Here is a 16,776-nt window from a genome sequence, read left to right as displayed (position 1 = left end):
TAAATAGAAAGCGTCTTTTTATTTCTTAAAATATGATAAGTGTTAGATACAACCCTATGAGGGTTATAAATAGTACTGGAATTGTAATGATGATACCAGTTTTAAAGTATGTGCCCCAAGAAATCTTAACATCTTTTTGTGTTAAGACGTGTAACCACAGTAATGTAGCTAAAGAGCCTATCGGTGTAATTTTTGGACCTAAATCAGAACCGATAACATTCGCATAAATTAGGCCTTCTTTTAACATGCCATGGACATTTGATTGACCAATAGCAATCGCATCTATTAAAACTGTAGTCATATTATTCATTATTGATGATAAAAACGCTGAAATGAAGCCCATTCCCAAAATGGTGCTAAATAGACCGTAATTGGAAATATATTCTAATATTTTAGCCAATATTAAAGTAATGCCAGCATTTCTTAAGCCGAATACGACGATATACATACCAATTGAAAATAATACTATATTCCAAGGTGCGCCCTTAATGACTTGCTTAATATTTACAGCATTTGATTTACGAGCCAACATTAGAAAAATAAAAGCAATGATTCCAGTGAAAATTGATACCGGAATTTTAGTAAATTCACTGATTAGATAGCCGAAAAGTAATATAACTAGAACAATCCATGAAATTTTAAATAGCTTTAAATCATTAATGGCATCTTTAGGATGCTTTATATTATTATCATCAAACGTTTTAGGTATCGCCTTTCTAAAATATAACCACAATACTATAATACTTGCTAAAAGCGAGAATAAATTAGGTATAATCATTCTACTAAAATATCGAACGAATCCTACATGAAAATAATCAGCAGATATAATATTCACTAGATTGCTCACGATCAAAGGTAAAGAAGTTGTGTCAGCTATAAAACCACTCGCAATAATAAAAGGGAATATGGCCCGCTTACTAAAACCTATATTTTTAACCATCGCTAATACAATAGGCGTTAAGATTAACGCTGCGCCATCATTTGCGAAAAATGCAGCAACAATGGCACCCAATAATATGATATAAACGAACATTTTTAAACCATTTCCTTTTGAAGCATGAAGCATGTGAATAGCTGACCATTCGAATAATCCAACTTTATCTAATATTAATGAAATAAGAATGACTGAGACAAAAGTCAAAGTAGCATTCCAAACAATACCTGTTACTTCGAAAACATCGGAAAAACTTACAACACCAGTAATAACAGCAATAAAGGCACCAGTTAATGCGGTAATGCCAATATCTAGGCCTTTAGGTTGCCATAATACAAATAATAAAGTTACTAGAAAAATGAGTGTCGCTAAAGTTGTCATCATTAGCATTCACCAGTCTTAAGGTTATGACAAAAACATCGTTGGTTAGAGGTATGAACCTTAGACAAGTTATTAATTACGGACTCAAAAATATTATGATTAAGCTGGTATAAATGTTTATTTCCGATTTTTCGTGTCGTAACTAAGTTGGTTTTTACTAATGCTTTCAAATGATAGCTAAGTGTGGGTTGAGAGAATTGAAAATGTGCTAACAAATCACAAGCGCATAACTCTCCACAAGAAAGTAAATCTAGTATTTCTAATCTGCTTGAATCTGATAAAACTTTTAAAAATGTTGCTAGTTCTTTATACGTCATAACATACCTCCTAGACGTTAAATAGATTATCATCTATATAGATGAATGTCTATGTTCCTTTGGTATATTACACGATATGACTATGTAATTTGAATTTGGTTTTAGTATTAAAAGGGTATTAAAGATAAATTATAGATATTGATTTTGCAAAATATACTCTTTGTTTTGCATTGAAAAAGGTGATTAGCCATATCTTGAGTGTATGGCCAATCACCTTAGTTGAATTTATTTTGTAATCAAGGGTATTGATTAAGAAGCTTTGTTTTTACGACTAAAAATCATAAATAGAATTACTAATGAGATTAATATCTTTGCTATAAATTTCAATTTAATTCACCTCGTTAAAAATATTTTAACACAAACACTAAGGTTGATATTAAATGAAAAGTTTTAAATGGTTTAATGGTTGTGAAAGTGAAATAATAGCTTACCTTAATAAATTTTATTGGAAATACCAAATTGCTATAATTATAGGTAATAGTTTAAATATAATATTTTGAATTACAAAAGGATGGATGATATATGCGTGTAGCAATAATAGGCATGGGAACTGCTGGTGTAAGTGTATTGAGAGAGTTAGTTAAGCACCCGAAGTTTAATCAATTAGATATAGATTTATACGATGATAAAGTAAATATGGGACAGGGCGTACCATTTCAAAATGATAGTTCTGAGCTGCTAATTAATATGCCTTCGAAAAAGATGAGTTTAAATTTAGATGATGAGACTGAATTTTGGAAGTGGTATAAACAACAAACTGATTTTAATTTTGATGAACCTGCATATTTACCGAGATTTGTATTCGGACATTATATGAAATCTTATTTATCTATGTTCACGAAAAAATATCCAAATATATCAACTAATTATAATAAAGTTCAAGAGATTTATACAAATTCTAATATCGATGAAACGAATTTAACTTATTACATATGTACTACAAATTCAGAACAATCATGGCAAGCGTACGATTATGTATTTTTAACATGTGGTACATTTGCCTACCATGATCCATATAACTTAAAGGGTAAAAAAGGATATATCGCTACGCCTTATCCAACATATAATACGTTAGACGAAGTAAATGAACTGGACGATATTGCGATTATTGGTACAGGCCTTGCCAGTTTAGATGTTGTCCGTTATGTTGCTGCTCATCATCCGAAATTACCAATTACTATGACGAGTCGTTCTGCTCATTTACCAAGTGTAAGAGGTACAATGATAGACGTGACATTCAAGTACTTAACTAAAGACAAATTAAATGACATTAAAAAACATCATTTCGGCAATGCACCGCTTGATACTATAGTTTCTTTATTTTTAAAAGAATGTGCTGAATATGACATTGATTTTAAAAAATTAGTACATAGACGTACAGGAAATCATATTGCAGATTTGAAGTATGATTTAGCGCGTCCAACAGAAATGGGCATTTTCCAAAGTATGATTGAACATTTGAAAGAGAATTTAAATTGGATATGGAATAGCTTAAGTATTGAAGATCAACATCAATTTAATCAAAAATACTCAAAGATGATTCAATTAAATTCAAATCCAATGCCTCCAAGAACTGCTGAACTAATTATTGAATTAATAGAAAATAAGTCTTTAATTTTGAAAAAAGATTTAGAAGATGTGAAACATGATGGCAAGTTGTATTATTTTTCATACAAAAACCAAGAATCAGTAGACATGTATAATGTTGTCATTAACGCGACAGGTGCAAAAAGTCATTTAAATGAATTGGATCAAGATGATCAATTAATTAAAAATCTTGAAAATAGACAAATTGTACAAGCACATCCAATGGGAGGCATACAAATCATACCGGAAACCAATCAAGTTATTAGTCCAAGGTTTGGAACATTAACAAATATGATTGCGATAGGTCAAATGACAAACGGTGTTAATAAACTACGAAATGGTGTGAAAATGATAGTAGAACAAGTTGCGCATACAGTATCTCAATTATATGATGCTTTAGAATCGAATGAGCAACAACAGCGCAGTTACAATCAATAATTTGTAACTAGAAGATAATAAAGAGAACGCTCTATAGAGACGAATTGAAGGTTTGATTTTAATGTCTGTTAGTAAGAATCATATCAATGAGATGCCTATAGTACTCAGATTATATTAAATTAAAACCGTCATTAATTGTTTTTTTAGAAAACATATAGTATCATTTTAAATGTAGTTGACATACTACGTACTCAAATAATCTATAACAATTTCATATATAATTCTTTCGGGGCAGGGTGAAATTCCCAACCGGCAGTAAATAAAGCCTGCGACCTGCTAATATGTTTCATATTAGTGGCTGATCTAGTGAGATTCTAGAGCCGACAGTTAAAGTCTGGATGGGAGAAAGAATGTTAATTATCGACAAAGATAATGTAGCGTATTTGTAAAAATGTGTACAAATAGGCTTATTTAACGATAAATTTTTCTCCTTGCATCTTAATTCATGATGTGAGGATTTTTGTTTATAGAGGTGATCATTTGAGTCAATTTATGGATTATGCGATTCAACTTGCAAATATGGTACAAGGTCAAACAGGTGTTAATCCACCCGTTGGCGCTGTTGTAGTTAATGAAGGTAGGATTGTTGGTATTGGTGCACACTTGAGAAAAGGTGACAAGCATGCGGAGGTTCAAGCACTTGATATGGCACAACAAAATGCTGAAGGTGCGACGATTTATATTACGTTAGAGCCATGTAGTCATTTTGGTTCAACACCACCCTGTGTTAACAAAATTATTGATTGTAAGATAGCAAAAGTAGTATACGCAACAAAAGACAATTCGTTAGACACACATGGTGATGAGACGTTACGGGCTCACGGTATTGAGGTTGAATGCGTTGATGATGAACGGGCATCACAATTATACCAAGACTTTTTTAAAGCAAAAGCAAAGCAACTGCCACAAATTACAGTGAAAGTATCTGCAAGTTTAGATGGTAAACAAGCGAATGATAATGGACAAAGTCAATGGATTACTAACAAAGAGGTTAAACAAGATGTCTATAAGTTAAGACATCGACACGACGCAGTGTTAACTGGAAGACGTACAGTTGAATTAGATGATCCACAATATACTACACGTATTCAAGATGGAAAAAACCCTATAAAAGTAATATTGTCTAAGTCTGGGAATATTCATTTTAATCAGCAAATTTATCAAGATGAATCAACACCAATTTGGATATATACTGAAAATCCAAATTTAACAAGCAATCAAACACATATTGAAATTATTTACTTGAAGTCTTGTGATTTAACAACAATTCTTCACAATTTATATAAAAGAGGAGTTGGAACTTTGCTAGTCGAGGCAGGTCCAACCACTACTTCAGAATTTCTCCAATCTAATTATATAGATGAATTTATTCTCTATTATGCCCCGAAATTAATTGGCGGATCTGGAAATTATCAATTTTATCAAACAAATGATGTGATTGAGATACCAGATTCGAACCAATTTGAAATTGTTCATTCCGAGTTATTAAATCAAAATGTTAAATTAACTTTACGAAAGAAGTGATGATGCATGTTTACTGGCATCGTTGAAGAAATAGGTGTCGTTAAAAGTGTTCAAATTCGTCAATCAGTCAGGACGATTGAAATTGAAGCACATAAGATTACGGCAGATATGCATATTGGTGATTCCATCAGTGTTAATGGTGCATGTTTAACAGTGATTGATTTTAATCAGACATCTTTTACTGTTCAAGTAATTAAAGGCACTGAAAATAAAACCTATTTAGCAGATGTTAAGCGACAATCAGAAGTAAATTTAGAGCGTGCCATGAGTGGTAACGGTAGGTTTGGTGGACATTTTGTCCTCGGTCATGTAGATGAACTAGGAACAGTTTCAAAAATAAATGAAACAGCCAATGCCAAAATTATTACGATTCAATGTAGCCAACATATTAATAATCAGTTAGTTAAGCAAGGGTCTATTACTGTGGATGGTGTTAGTCTAACGGTATTTGATAAGCATGATAACAGTTTTGACATTCATCTTATTCCAGAAACGAGGCGTTCAACGATTTTATCATCCAAAAAATTAGGAGATAAAGTACATTTAGAAACAGACGTTTTGTTTAAATATGTTGAAAATATTTTAAATAAAGATAAAGACCAATTATCTGTAGATAAATTAAGAGCATTTGGTTTTTAGGAGGGGTAGCATGCAATTCGATAATATTGACAGTGCTTTAATGGCTTTAAAAAATGGAGAACCAATTATTGTAGTAGATGATGAGAATCGTGAAAATGAAGGTGATTTAGTAGCGGTTACTGAATGGATGAACGATAATACCATTAATTTTATGGCGAAAGAAGCAAGGGGATTAATATGCGCACCAGTGTCTAAAGATATTGCACAACGTTTGGATTTGGTACAAATGGTTGATGATAACTCCGACATCTTTGGTACGCAATTTACAGTGAGTATTGATCATGTAGATACAACAACAGGAATTAGTGCTTATGAACGTACATTGACTGCCAAAAAGCTCATTGATCCTAGTAGTGAAGCTAAAGATTTTAATCGTCCTGGTCATTTATTTCCATTAGTAGCACAAGATAAAGGCGTATTAGCTAGAAATGGACACACAGAAGCGGCTGTTGATTTAGCTAAACTTACTGGTGCCAAGCCCGCTGGTGTCATTTGTGAGATTATGAATGATGACGGCACGATGGCGAAAGGACAAGATTTACAAAAGTTTAAAGAAAAACATCAATTAAAGATGATTACGATTGATGATTTAATTGAATATCGTAAAAAATTAGAACCAGAAATTGAATTTAAGGCAAAAGTGAAAATGCCTACAGATTTCGGAACATTTGATATGTATGGTTTTAAAGCGACATACACAGATGAAGAGATAGTTGTACTGACAAAAGGTGCAATTCGACAACATGAAAATGTACGCTTACATTCTGCGTGCCTTACAGGCGATATTTTCCATAGTCAACGTTGTGATTGTGGTGCTCAACTTGAATCGTCTATGAAGTATATCAATGAACATGGTGGCATGATTATTTATCTACCTCAAGAAGGTCGTGGCATAGGATTGTTAAACAAATTACGCGCATATGAATTAATTGAGCAAGGATATGATACAGTAACTGCAAATTTAGCATTAGGTTTTGATGAAGATTTACGAGATTATCATATTGCTGCACAGATTTTAAAATATTTTAACATCGAACATATCAATTTATTAAGTAATAATCCAAGTAAATTTGAGGGATTAAAACAATATGGCATTGATATTGCAGAAAGAATTGAAGTTATCGTACCAGAAACGGTACATAATCATGATTATATGGAAACGAAAAAAATAAAAATGGGTCATTTAATATAGGAGGACTTTAACATGAATTTTGAAGGTAAATTAATTGGAAAAGATTTGAAAGTTGCAATCGTAGTTAGTCGATTTAATGATTTTATCACTGGAAGATTACTTGAAGGTGCAAAAGATACTTTGATTCGACATGATGTTAATGAAGACAATATTGATGTAGCATTTGTGCCAGGTGCGTTTGAAATTCCTTTAGTAGCTAAAAAATTAGCCTCATCAGGAAATTATGATGCAGTAATTACATTAGGATGCGTAATTCGCGGTGCTACGTCTCATTATGATTATGTTTGTAATGAAGTCGCGAAAGGTGTTTCTAAAGTGAATGATCAAACTAATGTACCAGTCATATTTGGTATTTTAACGACTGAAAGTATTGAACAAGCTGTGGAAAGAGCAGGTACGAAAGCTGGCAATAAAGGTGCTGAAGCAGCAGTAAGTGCAATTGAAATGGCTAATTTATTAAAATCTATAAAAGCATAGAGCACTGTTGTGAGTTCATAATCAAAGATTTATAAATGTTTCAGAACTGCCAATATAACATTTAGGAGCCTAGAACATTGATTATTGTTCCAGACTCCTAAATTATTGTTTATGTCTTGCTCTATTTACGGCATAATTTTTTAATTGTACTTAAACCTAACATAACTGTAGCTCCTAAAGCTGCAATTATGCCAACACGTTTTAAGCCAGCAGGTTTCACAAATTCTTTTACAGCAAGAGATAGGTTTTGTGGGCGTTCTGCTAATCTTCTCATAAAATACGCAAACCAATCATCGCCATAAGGTACATAAATAGTGAAATTATAGCCTTCATTTGCGATTTCTTCTGCTAACTCTGATCTAAAACCATAGAGCATTTGGAATTCCATACGATCTTTTTCAATGTGATTTTCTTTCATAAATTGTTTTACATGATTAATGATGCGATGGTCATGTGTTGCAATTGAAGTGAAATTGCGTGCGTTTAACAAACGTTGTTCAATTATTTTGATGTAATTTGCATCTACGTCTTCCTTAGATTGAAATGCAATTGATTCGTTTTCTTTATATGCACCTTTAACCAAACGTAATCGTAAATCTTGGTACTTATCAACTAATTCGTGGCTATCGTATAAATATGCTTGAATTACAGTGCCAACATTTCTAAATTCGCCTTTTAAGCGATCTAAAACTTGAACAATTTGTTGCAGGCTAGCATATTTTTCAGTATCAATATTTATATGCATATTGTTGTAAGTATTTGCTTTAAGTAAAATCTCTCTTAAATTTTGGTAAGCTAATTCTAAGTCGAATTCTGCACCTAACTGACTCAATTTAACAGACATATGTGCCTTTACGCCATGTTGATGAAGCGCGTCCATAATTGTTAAAATTTGTTCTTTAGCATGATTACTTTCTTCAACTGTACCGACAAATTCCCCTAAATTGTCTACCGTAACAGCGATATTCTTGTCATTTAAGTATTCGATTGTATTAATTAACTCTGGAATTGTATTTCCGGCAACGACTTTATTGGCGCCCAAACGTGGGCCCACTTTTTTTGCTGCGTTGTTTAAAAAACTATTATTAGATAATCCGATAAAAAAATTCTTTAATAGTGCCATTGCTACTCCTCCAAACCCTTGTGTTTACAATAAGTTTAGCATGAAAAAAATATTCGAGAAAGCGTTTTCATCAAAAACAATCAAAAATAATTATGTATAATTACACTATTATTGATGTTGATTTCATTTATATATAATAATATGGACAACAATAATACTATAAATAGAAATCTACATAGTGAATTTGCTATAATTATGTTATTGAAGATTAATGAAAAAGGGGCAGTATAATAATGTGGAAGTGGGAAGCTGAAAATGATGCGAAAGGCGTCGTTGTTATTGCTCATAATATATTAGAACATACGGGAAGATATGCATATGTTATTACGATGTTAAGAAGAAATGGCTATCATGTGATTATGGGAGATTTGCCTGGTCAAGGTCAAACTTCAAGAGCTAATAAAGGACAAATTGAAAACTTTCAAACGTATCACGAAAGTTTGCTAGACTGGTTAAAGATAGCTAATGAATATAAAATTCCTACTTATGTATTAGGGGTAGGACTTGGCGGTTTGATTTTATTAAATTTACTTGAAAAAGTAGAATTGCCAATCGAGGGGATGATGTTAATTTCTCCTATGCTAGAACTTCAAAAGAATGGAAAAAATCGTAAAGATAAACTTGTTTCAAATATAGGTAAAATTTCAAAAGACACACGTTTTAATGTTGGTGTAGAACCAAAAGATTTAACACGTAATTTAGAAATTGTTGAAGAAACAGTTAACGATGGTTTAATGTTAAAAAAAGCAACGTATCATTGGTATAATACAATTAATGAGACGATGAAAGATACGATGGCTCATATTCATGACATTCAACCAATGCCAACGCTATTAATGTATGGAACGAAGGATTTAATTGTTGATACTAGGGCAATTGATGAGTTTAAAGAAAAATATCAAACACCTGAATTATATTTTAAAGCTTGGCAAGGTTTTTACCACGAGGTTCACAATGAGCCAGAACGTGATGAAGTAATGCGTTATATTCTGACTTTCTTAAATAACAGCGTCAATACAATGGGCTTTATTGTTGAAGATGACGAAATTGTAGAAATTTAATATTCTAAAAAGATGAGACAGTAGATGCTCATCTTTTTTTTTACTTTTTTAAGGTTGAGAATGTATATCACATTTTATATACATTTGATTTGTAAGAAATGTTTTGATTTATACAAATCATATCTTGAAAAATAACCAATTTAGCCTCATTCGGTTTGATTTAATTTGTTAAATTTAAGGCTAACTAATTAATTTAGTTTAATCAATTTTCATGAGAGTTATATGTAATAAAAATTCAATGCGTATCTTTTTTGAAGAAATATATGTAGAATTGTTGCAATTTAATGGTAATATTGATATATTTTCTTTGTATATAAATTATAAAATTAATATGTAATAGAGTGATTTGTTTTATGTACTATTATCTTATTTCTAAATATTAACTCTATTGATTATTGGTTTTTATACTTATTTAATTTTATTCAACTTTGACAATTGAATAGAAAGCAAGTTTATTTACACTTGTAGTTTTATGCATAAGTTAGCACATACAAGTTTCGGGATTGTTGGGATGTTTGTTAATACTTGTATGGTAGCTAAATATGTGATTATTAATTGGGAGATGTTTAGCATGAAAAAAGTAAATAACGACACTGTATTTGGGATTTTGCAATTAGAAACACTTTTGGGTGACATTAACTCAATTTTCAGCGAGATTGAAAGCGAATACAAAATGTCTAGAGAAGAAATTTTAATTTTACTAACTTTATGGCAAAAAGGTTCTATGACGCTTAAAGAAATGGACAGATTTGTTGAAGTTAAACCGTATAAGCGTACGAGAACGTATAATAATTTAGTTGAATTAGAATGGATTTACAAAGAGCGTCCTGTTGACGATGAAAGAACAGTTATTATTCATTTCAATGAAAAGTTACAACAAGAGAAAGTAGAGTTGTTGAATTTCATCAGTGATGCGATTGCAAGTAGAGCAACAGCAATGCAAAATAGTTTAAACGCAATTATTGCTGTGTAAGTTTAATAGCATAAAAAGAGGTTTTCATTAAGTTGAAAACCTCTTTTTGTTGTTGGTATTAATTTTTCAAATGTTGACTACTCAATCCTAAATTATAAATAGTATAGCGCAGCAAATGCTTAAGAAATTTTTTCTATGGCACAAATGAATGGAGCATGATTACGTTGGTTTAAAAATTGATATTGCAAAACTTGCGCATGCTTTTGATCCAAAGTACTCAAGTAATCAAGCAATGCATGCTTCTCAATTTGTCCTTCGCTATGACCATGATATATAACAAGTACAATAATACCTTCAATTGACATTAATGATAGCAATGAATTAATAGCTTGGATTGTCGTGTCAGGCTTTGTCACGATAGATTTATCACCTTTAGGCAAATAACCTAGGTTAAAGATGGCTGCATCAATATGACCTTTATGTGCATCATTTATATGATGTTCAATATTTTCATGTCCATCTTTTATTAAAGAAACATGATTGAAATCCTTAACTTTATCACGTGTATTTTCCAAAGCTAAATCTTGAATGTCGAAACCATAAACATGTCCTTCTGGTACTTGTTCGGCTAAAAATAAAGTGTCATTGCCGTTACCGCAAGTTGCGTCTACAACAATACTTTCTGGTGTTATATGTTGTTTAATAAGTGTTTTTGAAAAAGGGAGTATACGTTCTAATTTCATTGCTTCACCTTAGACTTGTAACGCAAGCCTTGATAAGAATTTCTACGTGCTAATTCAGCATCGATGCCATTTAATACTTCCCATTTATTAACACTCCACATTGGACCTACCATGATATCTATTGGACCATCACCGGTAATTCGGTGAACGATCATTTCAGGGGGAATCACTTCTAATTGGTCCACAACTAGGTTTGTGTACTCTTCTTGAGTCATAAAAGTTAATAAACCTTTATCGTATTGTTTTACCATCGGTGTACCTTTTAACAAATGAAGTAAATGAATTTTAATACCTTGTACATCCATTTGTGCAACTTCTTTGGCAGTAGCCATCATCATGTCATAGTCTTCGCCAGGTAAGCCATTAATGATGTGTGTACATACATTGATATTATGCTTACGTAATTTTGCCACACCATCATAATAAGTTTTCATATCATGGGCACGATTGATTAAATCAGATGTTGACTGATGGATTGTTTGTAGTCCTAATTCAACCCATAAGTATGTTCGTTGATTCAAATCTGCTAAATATTCGACAACATCGTCTGGTAGACAGTCAGGACGCGTACCAATAGATAATCCCACAACACCCGGTTCTTTAAGTACAGGTTCGAATTTTTCTTTTAATACTTCAACCGGTGCATGTGTATTTGTAAATGCCTGAAAATAAGCAATATATTTTCCTTCGTGCCATTTCTCATGCATCTTTTCTTTAATTTCTTTAAATTGTACTGCGATTGAATCTGCACGATTACCTGCAAAGTCTCCGCTACCTGCAGCAGAACAAAATGTACATCCACCATGTGCTACAGTGCCATCGCGGTTAGGACAGTCAAACCCGCCATCCAATGCAACTTTAAATATTTTTTGTCCAAATTTATTTTTTAAATGGTAATTCCATGTGTGATAACGTTTGTTTTCAAAAGCGTATTGGAAATGATTGCCCATATGTCATTTTCCTTTCTATAAAAAAAGAGTTCTAAGTACAGATTTTAACATATTTTAATGTTATAGTGTTTATTATAGTTTGACAAAAAAGAGAGAGGAACTATGAAATATGAATATACCTAAATCAGTCTGGTGGCTAGTAATTGGCATGGCGTTAAATATTACTGGTTCCAGTTTTTTGTGGCCTTTAAATACAATTTATATGAAACAAGAACTTGGAAAAAGTTTAACTGTTGCTGGTTTAGTGCTAATGATAAATTCATTTGGCATGGTTATTGGAAACTTATTAGGTGGTTCACTATTTGATAAATTAGGTGGATACAAGACGATTTTAATTGGAACTTTCACTTGTCTTTGTAGTACAACGCTACTTAATTTCTTTCACGGGTGGCCTTGGTATGCTGTATGGCTTGTAATGTTAGGCTTTGGTGGCGGAATGATTATTCCTGCGATATACGCTATGGCTGGAGCAGTGTGGCCGAATGGCGGAAGACAAACGTTTAATGCGATATACTTAGCGCAAAATATTGGTGTGGCTGTCGGTGCTGCAATGGGCGGCTTTGTCGCAGAATTTAGCTTTAACTATATCTTTTTAGCCAATCTTATTATGTATGTTGTGTTTGCGCTTGTCGCGGTAACGCAATTTAATATTGAAATTAATGCAAAAGTTAAATATCCAACTCATTTAGATATTACTGGTAAAAAGAATAAAGCAAGATTTATTTCATTAGTACTAATTTGTGCAATGTTTGCAATTTGTTGGGTTGCATATATTCAATGGGAGTCTACAATCGCATCATTTACACAATCTATTAATATTTCAATGGCACAATATAGTGTCTTATGGACAATTAACGGAATAATGATTTTAGTAGCACAACCATTAATTAAACCGATTCTCTATCTGTTAAAAGGAAACTTAAAGAAGCAAATGTTTGTCGGCATCATCATTTTTATGTTGTCGTTCTTTGTCACGAGTTTTGCTGAAAACTTTACAATATTTGTTGTCGGTATGATTATTTTAACTTTTGGAGAAATGTTTGTATGGCCAGCAGTTCCAACTATAGCCAATCAGTTAGCGCCAGATGGTAAGCAAGGACAGTACCAAGGTTTTGTGAATTCAGCTGCTACAGTAGGAAAAGCATTTGGTCCATTTCTTGGTGGTGTATTAGTTGATGCGTTTAATATGCGCATGATGTTTATCGGTATGATGCTACTACTTGTATTTGCATTAATATTATTAATGGTTTTCAAGGAGAATAATACGCAACCTAAAAAAATAGATGCATAATGAGTAAATAGAATTAACGTTATAGACTTGAAATAAATGTCGTTATAACATAATATTAATTTGTATAATTTAATTTCGTTTGGAGCTTTTCTACAGAAAGCTAGTGATGCTGAGAGCTAGTGTTAAGGACTAAATGTAAATCGTATTAATTTTAAATTGAATGAATGACATCTCTTACTATTAAAATGAGTGCACAATTTTTGTGAAATAGGGTGGTAACGCGGCAAATGTCGTCCCTATGTAAATAGAATAGTTAGAGGTGTCTTTTTTATTGAATAGGAGGAAATGTGTTGAATTACAACCACAATCAAATTGAAAAGAAATGGCAAGACTATTGGGACGAAAATAAAACATTTAAAACAAATGATAACTTAGGTCAAAAGAAATTTTATGCTTTAGACATGTTTCCATATCCATCAGGTGCTGGTTTACATGTTGGACATCCTGAGGGCTATACAGCAACAGATATCATTTCAAGATATAAAAGGATGCAAGGTTATAATGTATTACATCCGATGGGGTGGGATGCATTCGGATTACCAGCAGAGCAATATGCTTTAGACACTGGCAACGACCCACGTGAATTTACAAAGAAAAATATCCAAACTTTTAAACGACAAATTAAAGAATTAGGGTTCAGTTATGATTGGGATCGTGAAGTTAATACAACAGATCCAGAATACTATAAATGGACACAGTGGATTTTCATACAGTTATATAACAAAGGTTTAGCATACGTTGATGAAGTTGCAGTTAACTGGTGTCCAGCATTAGGCACTGTTTTATCTAACGAAGAAGTGATTGATGGTGTCTCTGAACGTGGTGGACATCCAGTTTATCGTAAGCCGATGAAACAATGGGTACTTAAAATCACAGAATATGCAGATCAATTATTAGCAGATTTAGATGATTTAGATTGGCCTGAGTCTTTAAAAGATATGCAGCGCAATTGGATTGGACGTTCTGAAGGGGCCAAAGTTTCATTTGATGTAGATAATACGGAAGGAAAAGTAGAAGTATTTACGACTAGACCAGATACTATCTATGGTGCATCATTCTTAGTCTTAAGTCCTGAACATGCATTAGTTAATTCAATTACAACTGATGAATATAAAGAAAAAGTAAAAGCTTATCAAACAGAAGCTTCTAAAAAGTCAGATTTAGAACGTACAGATTTAGCAAAAGATAAATCAGGTGTGTTTACTGGTGCATATGCAATTAATCCTTTATCTGGTGAAAAAGTACAAATTTGGATTGCTGATTATGTATTATCAACATATGGTACTGGAGCAATTATGGCAGTACCAGCGCATGATGACAGAGATTATGAATTTGCTAAAAAGTTTGATTTGCCAATCATTGAAGTCATCGAAGGTGGAAATGTTGAAGAAGCAGCATACACTGGTGAAGGTAAACATATTAATTCTGGTGAACTTGATGGTTTAGAAAATGAAGCGGCAATTACTAAAGCTATTCAATTATTAGAGCAAAAAGGTGCTGGCGAAAAGAAAGTTAATTACAAATTAAGAGATTGGTTATTCAGTCGTCAGCGTTATTGGGGCGAACCAATTCCTGTCATTCATTGGGAAGATGGAACAATGACAACTGTTCCTGAAGAAGAGCTACCATTGTTGTTACCTGAAACAGATGAAATCAAGCCATCAGGGACTGGTGAGTCTCCACTAGCTAATATTGATTCATTTGTAAATGTTGTAGATGAAAAAACAGGTATGAAAGGACGTCGTGAAACAAATACAATGCCACAATGGGCAGGTAGTTGTTGGTATTATTTACGTTACATCGATCCTAAAAATGAAAATATGTTAGCAGATCCTGAAAAATTAAAACATTGGTTACCTGTTGATTTATATATCGGTGGAGTAGAACATGCGGTTCTTCACTTATTATATGCAAGATTTTGGCATAAAGTCCTTTATGATTTGGGTATCGTACCTACTAAAGAACCTTTCCAAAAATTATTTAACCAAGGTATGATTTTAGGAGAAGGTAATGAGAAGATGAGTAAATCTAAAGGAAATGTAATCAATCCTGATGATATAGTAAAGTCTCATGGTGCAGATACTTTACGTCTTTACGAAATGTTTATGGGACCTTTAGATGCTGCAATTGCATGGAGTGAAAAAGGATTAGATGGGTCTCGTCGATTCTTAGATCGCGTATGGCGTTTAATGGTAAATGAAGATGGAACATTGAGTTCAAAAATTGTAACTACAAATAATAAATCTTTAGATAAAGTTTATAACCAAACTGTTAAAAAGGTAACAGAAGACTTTGAAACATTAGGATTTAATACTGCTATTAGTCAATTAATGGTATTTATTAATGAGTGTTATAAAGTTGATGAAGTTTATAAACCTTACATTGAAGGCTTCGTTAAAATGTTAGCACCTATTGCACCACATATCGGTGAAGAATTATGGTCAAAATTAGGACATGAAGAGTCTATTACGTACCAACCTTGGCCAACTTATGACGAAGCACTACTTGTAGATGATGAAGTAGAAATCGTTGTTCAAGTAAATGGTAAATTGAGAGCTAAAATTAAAATTGCTAAAGATACATCAAAAGAAGAAATGCAAGAAATTGCCTTATCTAATGACAATGTTAAAGCGAGTATTGAAGGTAAAGACATCATGAAAGTCATCGCTGTTCCTCAAAAATTAGTCAATATTGTAGCTAAATAATGTTTTAAGGAGGACTTTGAAATGAAGTCAATTACTACAGATGAATTAAAAAACAAACTTTTAGAATCTAAACCAGTTCAAATTGTTGATGTTCGTACTGACGAAGAAACAGCAATGGGATATATTCCTAATGCAAAGTTGATTCCAATGGATACCATTCCGGATAATTTAAATTCATTTAATAAAAATGAAATATATTATATTGTATGTGCTGGTGGAGTTCGAAGCGCTAAAGTTGTAGAATATTTAGAGGCAAATGGCATTGATGCCGTAAATGTCGAAGGCGGCATGCACGCATGGGGCGATGAAGGTTTGGAAATAAAAAGTATTTAAAGTAGTGACATAATTTAAAATAATATTACATTTGTAATGACACCAAGTAACGTTTCGGTTGCTTGGTGTTTTTTGGTATGAATTACTTTCTGTTACAAAACAATCTAAAGCGTTCTTGTTATGTTTTATTAAGATTTTAATTACAAAACGGAAACTAAATTGTAATAA

Annotated in this window: 16 protein-coding genes and 1 riboswitch; of the genes, 11 read left to right on the top strand and 5 right to left on the bottom strand. The window is 32.4% G+C overall.

Annotation, left to right across the window (positions count from 1 at the left end; genetic code table 11):
- Positions 1-25: 25 nt before the first annotated feature.
- Both arsB and JQN76_RS12630 read right to left on the bottom strand, forming a co-directional pair.
- Positions 26-1,318, bottom strand: a complete 1,293-nt coding sequence (gene arsB / locus JQN76_RS12635) for an arsenite efflux transporter membrane subunit ArsB (RefSeq protein ID WP_000989122.1) — start codon at positions 1,316-1,318, stop codon at positions 26-28.
- Positions 1,318-1,632 carry an ArsR/SmtB family transcription factor gene (locus tag JQN76_RS12630; protein WP_000221177.1) on the bottom strand — a complete coding sequence of 105 codons (315 nt, stop codon included), beginning with the start codon at positions 1,630-1,632 and terminating at the stop codon, positions 1,318-1,320. The genes arsB and JQN76_RS12630 overlap by 1 nt, the downstream gene beginning before the upstream one ends.
- A gap of 522 nt (positions 1,633-2,154) precedes the next feature.
- On the opposite strand from JQN76_RS12630, the gene JQN76_RS12625 reads away from it, so the two are divergent.
- From JQN76_RS12625 to ribH, 5 genes are all read left to right on the top strand, one after another.
- Positions 2,155-3,657, top strand: coding sequence for an FAD/NAD(P)-binding protein (locus tag JQN76_RS12625; protein ID WP_001261668.1), 1,503 nt, complete (start codon positions 2,155-2,157; stop codon positions 3,655-3,657).
- Between the two features lie 218 nt (positions 3,658-3,875).
- Positions 3,876-4,011, top strand: a riboswitch (FMN riboswitch).
- Between the two features lie 126 nt (positions 4,012-4,137).
- Positions 4,138-5,181, top strand: coding sequence for a bifunctional diaminohydroxyphosphoribosylaminopyrimidine deaminase/5-amino-6-(5-phosphoribosylamino)uracil reductase RibD (ribD, locus tag JQN76_RS12620; protein ID WP_001836682.1), 1,044 nt, complete (start codon positions 4,138-4,140; stop codon positions 5,179-5,181).
- 6 nt (positions 5,182-5,187) lie between these two features.
- A complete protein-coding gene (locus JQN76_RS12615) occupies positions 5,188-5,820 on the top strand; it encodes a riboflavin synthase (protein WP_000493892.1) in 633 nt (210 codons plus the stop codon).
- A gap of 10 nt (positions 5,821-5,830) precedes the next feature.
- Positions 5,831-7,012, top strand: a complete 1,182-nt coding sequence (ribB, locus tag JQN76_RS12610; protein ID WP_001159022.1) for a 3,4-dihydroxy-2-butanone-4-phosphate synthase — start codon at positions 5,831-5,833, stop codon at positions 7,010-7,012.
- Between the two features lie 12 nt (positions 7,013-7,024).
- The gene (ribH, locus tag JQN76_RS12605) at positions 7,025-7,489 is read left to right on the top strand and encodes a 6,7-dimethyl-8-ribityllumazine synthase (RefSeq protein ID WP_001008551.1); all 465 of its coding nucleotides are present in this window, start codon (positions 7,025-7,027) and stop codon (positions 7,487-7,489) included.
- Between the two features lie 121 nt (positions 7,490-7,610).
- On the opposite strand, the gene JQN76_RS12600 is transcribed toward ribH, so the two are convergent.
- A complete protein-coding gene (locus JQN76_RS12600; protein WP_001196354.1) occupies positions 7,611-8,612 on the bottom strand; it encodes a proline dehydrogenase family protein in 1,002 nt (333 codons plus the stop codon).
- A 111-nt stretch (positions 8,613-8,723) separates the two neighbouring features.
- Between JQN76_RS12600 and JQN76_RS12595 the strand changes: the two genes are divergently transcribed.
- From JQN76_RS12595 to JQN76_RS12585, 3 genes are all read left to right on the top strand, one after another.
- On the top strand, positions 8,724-8,843 hold the full coding sequence (locus JQN76_RS12595) for a hypothetical protein (protein WP_001790712.1): 120 nt from the start codon (positions 8,724-8,726) through the stop codon (positions 8,841-8,843).
- 2 nt (positions 8,844-8,845) lie between these two features.
- Positions 8,846-9,673 carry an alpha/beta fold hydrolase gene (locus tag JQN76_RS12590; protein ID WP_000266096.1) on the top strand — a complete coding sequence of 276 codons (828 nt, stop codon included), beginning with the start codon at positions 8,846-8,848 and terminating at the stop codon, positions 9,671-9,673.
- Positions 9,674-10,244: 571 nt separating this feature from the next.
- Complete coding sequence (locus JQN76_RS12585; RefSeq protein WP_000757543.1) at positions 10,245-10,646, top strand: transcriptional regulator, SarA/Rot family; 402 nt, start codon at positions 10,245-10,247, stop codon at positions 10,644-10,646.
- A 119-nt stretch (positions 10,647-10,765) separates the two neighbouring features.
- Here JQN76_RS12585 and mnmM read toward each other — a convergent pair whose 3' ends face one another.
- Positions 10,766-11,329 carry a tRNA 5-(aminomethyl)-2-thiouridylate-methyltransferase MnmM gene (mnmM, locus tag JQN76_RS12580; RefSeq protein ID WP_000764419.1) on the bottom strand — a complete coding sequence of 188 codons (564 nt, stop codon included), beginning with the start codon at positions 11,327-11,329 and terminating at the stop codon, positions 10,766-10,768.
- Positions 11,326-12,279 (bottom strand): tRNA modification radical SAM protein MnmL/YtqA, encoded by a 954-nt coding sequence (gene mnmL / locus JQN76_RS12575; RefSeq protein ID WP_000526539.1) that lies wholly within the window; start codon positions 12,277-12,279, stop codon positions 11,326-11,328. The genes mnmM and mnmL overlap by 4 nt, the downstream gene beginning before the upstream one ends.
- Before the next feature lie 109 nt (positions 12,280-12,388).
- Here mnmL and JQN76_RS12570 point away from each other — a divergent pair, with 109 nt between their 5' ends.
- The 3 genes from JQN76_RS12570 to JQN76_RS12560 all read left to right on the top strand — a co-directional run bounded on the left by JQN76_RS12570 (position 12,389) and on the right by JQN76_RS12560 (position 16,608).
- Complete coding sequence (locus tag JQN76_RS12570) at positions 12,389-13,570, top strand: MDR family MFS transporter (protein ID WP_001025061.1); 1,182 nt, start codon at positions 12,389-12,391, stop codon at positions 13,568-13,570.
- A 287-nt stretch (positions 13,571-13,857) separates the two neighbouring features.
- The gene (gene leuS / locus JQN76_RS12565) at positions 13,858-16,275 is read left to right on the top strand and encodes a leucine--tRNA ligase (protein ID WP_001808015.1); all 2,418 of its coding nucleotides are present in this window, start codon (positions 13,858-13,860) and stop codon (positions 16,273-16,275) included.
- A gap of 21 nt (positions 16,276-16,296) precedes the next feature.
- The gene (locus JQN76_RS12560; RefSeq protein WP_000836465.1) at positions 16,297-16,608 is read left to right on the top strand and encodes a rhodanese-like domain-containing protein; all 312 of its coding nucleotides are present in this window, start codon (positions 16,297-16,299) and stop codon (positions 16,606-16,608) included.
- The last annotated feature ends 168 nt before the right edge of the window (positions 16,609-16,776 follow it).

Origin of the sequence: Staphylococcus sp. SM3655 (genome assembly GCF_016917315.1) — a bacterium.
GTDB lineage: Bacteria > Bacillota > Bacilli > Staphylococcales > Staphylococcaceae > Staphylococcus > Staphylococcus aureus.
This window is presented reverse-complemented; position numbering and strand designations above follow the sequence as displayed.

Coding starts and splice junctions, on each gene's coding strand:
- JQN76_RS12560 (WP_000836465.1), top strand. CDS start 16,297: ATGAAGTCAATTACTACAGATGAATTAAAAAACAAACTTTTAGAATCT.
- JQN76_RS12625 (WP_001261668.1), top strand. CDS start 2,155: ATGCGTGTAGCAATAATAGGCATGGGAACTGCTGGTGTAAGTGTATTG.
- JQN76_RS12585 (WP_000757543.1), top strand. CDS start 10,245: ATGAAAAAAGTAAATAACGACACTGTATTTGGGATTTTGCAATTAGAA.
- arsB (WP_000989122.1), bottom strand. CDS start 1,318: ATGATGACAACTTTAGCGACACTCATTTTTCTAGTAACTTTATTATTT.
- JQN76_RS12615 (WP_000493892.1), top strand. CDS start 5,188: ATGTTTACTGGCATCGTTGAAGAAATAGGTGTCGTTAAAAGTGTTCAA.
- JQN76_RS12570 (WP_001025061.1), top strand. CDS start 12,389: ATGAATATACCTAAATCAGTCTGGTGGCTAGTAATTGGCATGGCGTTA.
- ribB (WP_001159022.1), top strand. CDS start 5,831: ATGCAATTCGATAATATTGACAGTGCTTTAATGGCTTTAAAAAATGGA.
- mnmL (WP_000526539.1), bottom strand. CDS start 12,279: ATGGGCAATCATTTCCAATACGCTTTTGAAAACAAACGTTATCACACA.
- JQN76_RS12590 (WP_000266096.1), top strand. CDS start 8,846: ATGTGGAAGTGGGAAGCTGAAAATGATGCGAAAGGCGTCGTTGTTATT.
- mnmM (WP_000764419.1), bottom strand. CDS start 11,329: ATGAAATTAGAACGTATACTCCCTTTTTCAAAAACACTTATTAAACAA.
- ribH (WP_001008551.1), top strand. CDS start 7,025: ATGAATTTTGAAGGTAAATTAATTGGAAAAGATTTGAAAGTTGCAATC.
- JQN76_RS12600 (WP_001196354.1), bottom strand. CDS start 8,612: ATGGCACTATTAAAGAATTTTTTTATCGGATTATCTAATAATAGTTTT.
- JQN76_RS12630 (WP_000221177.1), bottom strand. CDS start 1,632: ATGACGTATAAAGAACTAGCAACATTTTTAAAAGTTTTATCAGATTCA.